The sequence below is a fragment of the Kibdelosporangium persicum genome, from assembly GCF_013280595.1.
GTDB lineage: Bacteria > Actinomycetota > Actinomycetes > Mycobacteriales > Pseudonocardiaceae > Kibdelosporangium > Kibdelosporangium persicum.
This window is the reverse complement of sequence record NZ_JAAATY010000072.1, coordinates 1-7,832: the sequence shown is the minus strand read 5'-3', so window position 1 is coordinate 7,832 and position 7,832 is coordinate 1. Positions and strand designations below refer to the sequence as shown.

Genomic DNA, 7,832 nt, shown 5'->3' with positions numbered 1-7,832 from the left:
CCGAGGAAGATCGTGCCGCCCGGCGCGAGCAGACCGTACGCCTCCCTGATCACTTCGGTGAGGTAGCTGACGCTCGGGAAGTACTGCGCCACCGAGTTGATCACGACAGTGTCGAAGTATTCCCTCGGCACGTCACCGAGGTCGTGTGCGGGCCGGGCGTCCAGGTGAATCCGTGGATCGTCACCAAGCTCGCGCCGCAAATTGGCGATCGCCTTGGGCGACAGATCAACACCCCAATACTCCTGCGCCAACGGCGCGATCCGAGACAGAATCAGACCACTACCGACACCGATCTCGAACACCCGGCGCGGCCGCAACGCACTGATCCGCTCGATCGTGGCCGCATGCCACTCCCGCATCTCCCCCAACGGGATCTCCGAACCGTCATAACTGGAGTTCCACCCCGTGAAATTCTCCTCAAGACCACCCGAAGCAGCCTCCGCGAACACATCCTCATGCAGCTCACGCCACTCCTCGACGTGGTCGAGTTCGGCCGTGGAATCCCGCGCGTCCGCGGTGACCACGTACGCGATCAGCTGCCCGTCCTGGGCGATGACCACGGATTGCCCCACCATTTCGTGCCCGGCCAGGACAGCCTCGATCTCGCCGAGCTCGATCCGGTAGCCGCGGATCTTGACCTGGTCGTCCGCCCGGCCGACGAACACCAGCCGCCCGTCCGGCAGCCAGCGCACCAGGTCCCCGGTGCGGTACAGGCGGCCTCCGGGCCGGCCGAACGGGTCCGCCACGAACCGCTCGGCCGTCAGCGCCGGACGGCCGAGGTAGCCGCGAGCGAGCCCGGAACCACCCAGGTACAGCTCTCCCACCACGCCAGGTGGAACCGGCCGCAGCCACGCGTCGAGGACGTACGCCCGGGTGTCCGGGTCGGGAATGCCGATCGGGACAACGGAAGCACCGGCCAGTTCCTCGGCTGTGCTCTCGCCCAGCGTCGAATTGGTCGTCGCCTCGGTCGGGCCGTAGGCGTTGAACATCCGCCTGCCCGGCGCCCATCTGGCGATCAGTTGCGGCGACACCCGCTCCGTGCCCGCCAGCAACACCGAATTCGTCGGCAGATCACAGTCCTCCGGCAACGCGTCGAGCAACGCGGGCGGCAGGATCATGAAGTTGACGTCGTGCGCGAACGCGTACTCGGTCAGCGCGGGCCCGGCGACCCTCCGCTCGGCCGGAACGACGACCAGGCGGCCGCCCGACAGCAGGCCCAGGCACAGATCCCAGAACGCCACGTCGAAACTGGGCGACGCGAACTGCAGGACCCGGCTGTGCGGGCCCACACCGAACCGCCGCTGCTGGGTGGCGACCAGTTTCTCCACCCCGGAGTGCGAGACGACCACTCCCTTGGGACGGCCGGACGAGCCAGACGTGTAAATCATGTAACAAGCACTACTCGCCACCACCGACACTTCCGGCGCCGTCGTGGGCCGGCGTGCGATCTCCGGATCGTCCACCACCAGCAGCGATACGCCGTCAGTCACTCGGACGTGTGAATCCCGCGGAGCGACCAGACACACCGGTGACGCGTCCTGGAACATGAACGCGATCCGATCGGCAGGGTAGTCCACGTCGATCGGCAGGTACGCGGCACCCGCCTTCATCACCGCGATCTCGGCGACGATCATCTCCACCGAACGCGGAACCGCCAGCGCCACAACCTTTTCCGGCCCGGCACCACGGGCGATCAGGGCGTGGGCCATCTGGTTCGCCCACGCGTCCAGCTGCGCGTACGTGACCTCGATGTCCTCGAACACCACGGCGACACAGCCGGCCCGCTCGCGGACCTGGACCGCGAACAGGTCCAGGAACGTCGACGTGCCAAGGCCTTCGTCCACCCCGGCCCACTCGTGCAGCACCCGGGACCGCTCGTCGCCCACCAGCAGGTCGATCCCGCCGATCGGCCGGTCGGGGTCGGCCAGCGCGGCCCGCAGCAGCCCTTCGAGCCTGGCGAGGATGGAGTCCACCGTGCCGCGGTCGAACACGTCGGTGTTGAACTCCATCACGCCGTCGATGCCCTGATCCCGTTCGGTCAACGAGATCGACAGGTCGAACTTGGACGTCCCGGTGGTCACCGGGATCTCGCTGACGGTCAGACCAGGCAGCCGGACGGTGGCCCGTGCGTTGTTCTGCCCGGCGATCATCACCTGGAACAACGGGTGGTACGACAGCGAACGCGTCGGGTTGAGCGCCTCGACCAGCCGCTCGAACGGCACGTCCTGGTGCTCGTACGCGTCCAGGCTCAGTTCCCGTACGCGTCCGACGAGTTCACGGAACGTCGGCGCGCCGGAGGTGTCCACCCGCAGTACCAACGTGTTCACGAAGAACCCGACCAGATCGTCCAGCGCGTGGTCGGTCCGGTTCGCGATCGGTGAGCCGATCGGCACGTCCGTGCCCGCGCCCAGCCTGGTCAGCAGCGCCGCGAGACCGGCCTGGACGACCATGAAGACGCTCGCCCCGGCGGCGTGCGCGAGATCCACCAGGCGCGCGTGCAGTTCGGCGTCCCACTCGAAGGTGTAGAGCTCGCCGCGGAAGGTCGCGACCGTGGGGTGCGGACGGTCCAGCGGCAGCTCGATGCGGTCAGGAAGGCCTTCCAGGGTCCGCCGCCAGTAGTCGAGCTGGGCGCTGATCTCGCTGTCCTTGTCGGACTCATCGCCAAGAAGATCCCGTTGCCACAGCGTGTAGTCCGCGTACTGCACCGGCAGTTCGGCCCACTGAGGTGTGCGTCCGCCCAGCCGTGCCTCGTAGGCCGTGGCGACGTCCCTCCACAAGGGAGCCATCGACCAGCCGTCCGACACGATGTGGTGGAACACCAACGCGAGCACGTGGTGCTGAGCGTCGAGCCGTAACAGCTCGGCCCGCATCTGCACCCGGTTCTCCAGGTCGAACGGGGTACGTACCAACCCGGTCAGCACATCCGCGAGGTCCCCCTCGGTGACCTCGCGGACCCGCAGCCGCGCGCCCTCGTCCGCGGCGTCCAGAATCCGCTGGTACGGCACACCGTCCCGGTGGGGGAACACCGTCCGCAACGCCTCATGCCGGTCAGTCACGTCGATCAGCGCCTGCCGCAACGCGTCGACGTCGACGTCACCCTTCAGCCGCATGATCAGCGGCACGTTGTACGTGGCCGACGGGCCTTCCAGGTTGTGCAGGAACCACAGTCGCCGCTGCGCGAAGGAAAGCGGCAGGACCTCGGGCCGGTCCACCCGCCTGAGCGGCGGCCGGGCCCGGCCGCCGGACTCCGCCAGCAGCTCGGCCAAGCCGGCCGGCGTGGGTGTCTCGAACACCGACCGGACGGCCAGTTCGACGTCCAGCGCGGCACGGACCCGCGCGATCAGGCGAGTCGCGAGCAGCGAGTGGCCGCCGAGGACGAAGAAACTGTCGTCCGGGCCGACTTTCGGCAGGCCGAGGACGTCCGCGAACAGCTCGCACAGCAGCCGCTCCCGGGCAGTCCTGGGTTCGCGCTCGGAGACAGGTGCCACGGGATCAGGCAGCGGCAACGCACGCCGGTCCAGTTTGCCGTTCGCGGTCACCGGAATGGCGTCGAGCACGACGATCGCCGACGGCACCATGTGCTCCGGCAACCGTTTGGCGGCAGCGTCCTTGACCGCGGCGGCAAGCGCGGTGGCCTGACCGGACTCGTCCTCGTTCGGTTGCCCCGGCTGTTCGGCGTCCGGCACGACGTAGCCGACCAGCCGGACGTCACCCGGACGGTCCTCCCTGGCGACGACAACCGCCCGGGCCACACCGGGATGCTCGGCCAGTGTCGCGGCGATCTCGCCCGGCTCGATCCGGAACCCGCGCAGCTTGACCTGTTCGTCCACCCGGCCGAGAAACTCGATCACCCCGTCCGGCCTGCGCTTGGCGAGGTCCCCGGTCCGGTACATCCGGCTGCCGGGCGGCCCGTACGGGTCGGCCACGAACCGCTCGGCGCTGAGCGCCGGACGGCCGAGGTAGCCGCGGGCCAGCTGGATTCCGGCGAGGTAGAGCTCACCGGACGTGCCCGGCGGGACCGGCCGCAGCCGCGCGTCCAGCACGTAGGTCCTGGTGTTCCACACCGGACGGCCGATCGGGACGGTCGAATCCGCCGGGTCGCAGTGCCAGTACGTCACGTCGACAGAAGCCTCTGTCGGGCCGTACAGGTTGTGCAACTCGGCGTCAAGCACTTGGTAGAACGCCTTGACTGCGTCGACCGGCAACGCTTCACCGCTGCAGATCACCCGCCGCAGGCTCGTACAGCTCTCGACCGACGGTTCCTGCGCGAAGACCTGCAACATCGACGGGACGAAGTGGACGGTCGTGACGCCGCGGGAGCTGATCACGGCGGCGAGGTAGGCGGGGTCCTTGTGGCCGTCCGGCCGGGCGACCACCTCGGTCGCCCCGACGATCAACGGCCACAGGAACTCCCAGACCGAGACGTCGAAGCTGGACGGGGTCTTCTGGAGCACCCGGTCGTCCGGGGTCAGCCCGTACTCGTCCTGCATCCACAGCAACCGGTTGACGATTCCCTTGTGCGGCACCACAACGCCTTTGGGACGGCCGGTCGAGCCGGACGTGTAGATCACGTACGCCGGGTGGTCGGGCGTCACCGTGCTGGTCACCGGCTCGCTGGACCACTCGGTCAGGTCCGTCTCGTCCAGGGCAACGGTCTCGTAGGCGAGCGGCTTGTCGGAGAGCACGATCGCTGGAGCCGCGTCGGCCAGCATGAACTCGATGCGTTCGGCCGGGTAGTCCGGGTCCAGCGGCAGGTACGCGGCGCCTGCCTTGAGCACGGCCAGGATCGACGTCACCAGGTGCACCGATCGCGGCAACGCCAGGGCGACCACGCTTTCGGGCCCCACGCCACGGCTGACCAGCAGCCTGGCCAGGCGGTTGGACAGCGCGTCCAGTTCGGCGTAGCTGAGCTCGACGTCCTCGAAGATCAGCGCCGGGTGGTCCGGGGACCTTCGCACCTGAGCCGCGAAAAGCTCGGGAATGGTGGTCGCGGGGACGTCGGTGGGCACCCACTGCGCGGTGATCCGGTCGTGTTCGTCCTCGGTGAGCACGTCGATCCCGCCGATCGGCAGGTCCGGCTCGGCCACCGCGGCCCGCAGCAGGGTCTCCAGCCGCGCGAGCATCGACTCCACAGTGGACCGATCGAGGATCTCCGAGTTGTACTCGGCCATCCCGTCGACCCCGCGTGCTGTCTCGGTCAGCGAGAACCACAGGTCGAACTTGGACGTCCCGGTGCCGACCGGGATCTTCTCCGCCTCGACTCCCGGCAGACTCACGCCCGCGGCCGGGGCGTTCTGCCACGCGAGCATCGTCTGGAACAGCGGGTGGTACGCCAGAGAGCGCGACGGGTTGAGCTCCTCGACCAACCGCTCGAACGGCACCTCCTGGTGCGCGTATGCGTCGAGATTGTGCTCACGCACCTGCGCGATGAGATCCCGGAACGACGGGTCGCCACTGGCGTCGACTCGGAGGACCAACGTGTTCACGAAGAACCCGACGAGGTCCTCCAGGGACTCGTCGATACGGCCCGCTACCGGCGTGCCGACAGGGATGTCCGTGCCCGCGCCGAGCCGGGTCAGCAACGCCACGAGTCCGGCTTGGACGACCATGAACGGGCTCGCCCCGCAGGAGCGGGCCAGGTGGGTCAGCCCGGTGCTCAGATCCGTGTCCCAGGCGAACGTGAAGAACCCGCCCGTGTGGGTGGAGACGGTGGGATGCGGGCGGTCGGCGGGGAGTTCGATCCGCTCGGGCAGGTCGGCGAGTGCCGCCCGCCAGTAGTCCATGTGCGACTCTTGGTCCGGCAGATTGCGTTGCCAGAGCGTGTAGTCGGCGTACTGCACCGGAAGTGGCCGCCAGTCCGGTGCCGCACCACGCAGCCGGGCCGCGTAAGCCTCGCCGATGTCGCGCCACAGCGGCGCCATGGACCAGCCGTCCGCAGCGATGTGGTGGAACACCAGGACGAGGACGTGTTCGTCGGCGCCGGTCGCCAGCAATTCCGCCCGTACCGGGATCTCGGTCTCCAGATCGAAGACCCGGCGAACGATCCCGGCGATCTGCGTGTCCACATCAGACTTCACGGCGGGTGTGCGCAGCTCGACCGTGGCGTGCGGAAGCACGTGCTGGTATGCCTCGCCGTCGGTCGCCGGGAAGACCGTGCGCAGGGCCTCATGCCTGGCCAGCAGGTCGTTCAACGCGGCCTGTAGCGCGGCGACATCCAGCTTGCCGGTCAACCGCATGACCAGTGGGACGTTGTAGGTCGCGGAGCCACCCTCAAGCCTGTGCAGGAACCACAGTCGCTGTTGTGCGTAGGAAAGCGGCAGCCGCTCGGGACGTTCCACTGGCGTGAGAGCCGGAAGAGCCGGGCGGTTGTCCGCCCCTGCCAGGACTCCGGCCAGGCGCTCGGGAGTCGGGTGGTCGAACACCGAACGGATGGCCAGTTCCGCGCCCAGCGCCTTGCGGATCCACAGGATCAGCCGGGTGGCGAGCAGCGAGTGGCCGCCGAGGTCGAAGAAACTGTCGTCCGCGCCGACCGCGGGCAGGCCCAGCACCTCGGCGAACATCTCGCACAGCAACTGCTCGGCCGGGGTACGTGGCGCACGCCCGGCTGTGTGGCTCCGAGGCTCCGGATCGGGCAGCGCCTTGCGGTCGACCTTGCCCGAAGTGAGGACCGGCAGGCGGTCCAGCACAACAAACGCGGACGGCACCATGTATCCGGGAAGCTTTTTCCGTGCGTGCGCTCGCAGCGACGACACGAACGAACCCGACTCGCGGTGCGCGGCCGGCCGGTTCGCGTAAGCGCTCAGAACCTTAGGTGCGCCAACCGGTCGGTACACGGCCACAGGCGCTTCAGTACGGGAGAAGACGGCGTCCAGGCTGCCGTCGGTCGCCTGGGCGTTCCACGTCACCGCGACCTGATAGCCGGTCCGTTGAGCGAGTCCGTGCAGCGCTTCAGGTTCCGTCCCGACGACGGTCTCCACTTCGCCGGACAACCTGACGTTCGGAATGCCCGTGACCCGCAGCCGGTCCGGGGCGTTGTCCCGCAGAAACCCTTCGACCGAAGCCAGGTCGACGTAAGCGAGCGTTTGCTCGTTAGGCTCTGGCTGAGCGGAACCCTTGCGCAGCACGACGTCGTACCGGTAACGCGTGAGCTCGTTCAATGCGTTGCCGCGCTTGACCCACAGGTCCGCGTCCGCACCGAGCCGACGGGCCACCGCGGGGAAGAAGTCGGGGTCCAGCAGCAGTTCGCCTTCCCGGGCGACGGCCTGGTCCACCGCGGCCGGATCGGTGTTGCCCGCCCGCCGTTCGATCGCGGTCCGGAAACACCGCAGCAGCCGCAGGTTCCGGATGTCGCCGAGGAAGATCGTGCCGCCCGGCGCGAGCAGACCGTACGCCTCCCTGATCACTTCGGTGAGGTAGCTGACGCTCGGGAAGTACTGCGCCACCGAGTTGATCACGACAGTGTCGAAGTATTCCCTCGGCACGTCACCGAGGTCGTGTGCGGGCCGGGCGTCCAGGTGAATCCGTGGATCGTCACCAAGCTCGCGCCGCAAATTGGCGATCGCCTTGGGCGACAGATCAACACCCCAATACTCCTGCGCCAACGGCGCGATCCGAGACAGAATCAGACCACTACCGACACCGATCTCGAACACCCGGCGCGGCCGCAACGCACTGATCCGCTCGATCGTGGCCGCATGCCACTCCCGCATCTCCCCCAACGGGATCTCCGAACCGTCATAACTGGAGTTCCACCCCGTGAAATTCTCCTCAAGACCACCCGAAGCAGCCTCCGCGAACACATCCTCATGCAGCTCACGCCACTCCTCGACGTG

The 7,832-nt window shown here is 68.2% G+C and carries 1 protein-coding gene; it reads right to left on the bottom strand.

The window, feature by feature from the left end; all coding sequences use genetic code 11:
- Positions 1–7,832, bottom strand: a 7,832-nt coding sequence (locus tag GC106_RS46785) for a non-ribosomal peptide synthetase (RefSeq protein ID WP_173142649.1), incomplete at both ends; no start/stop codon positions are given.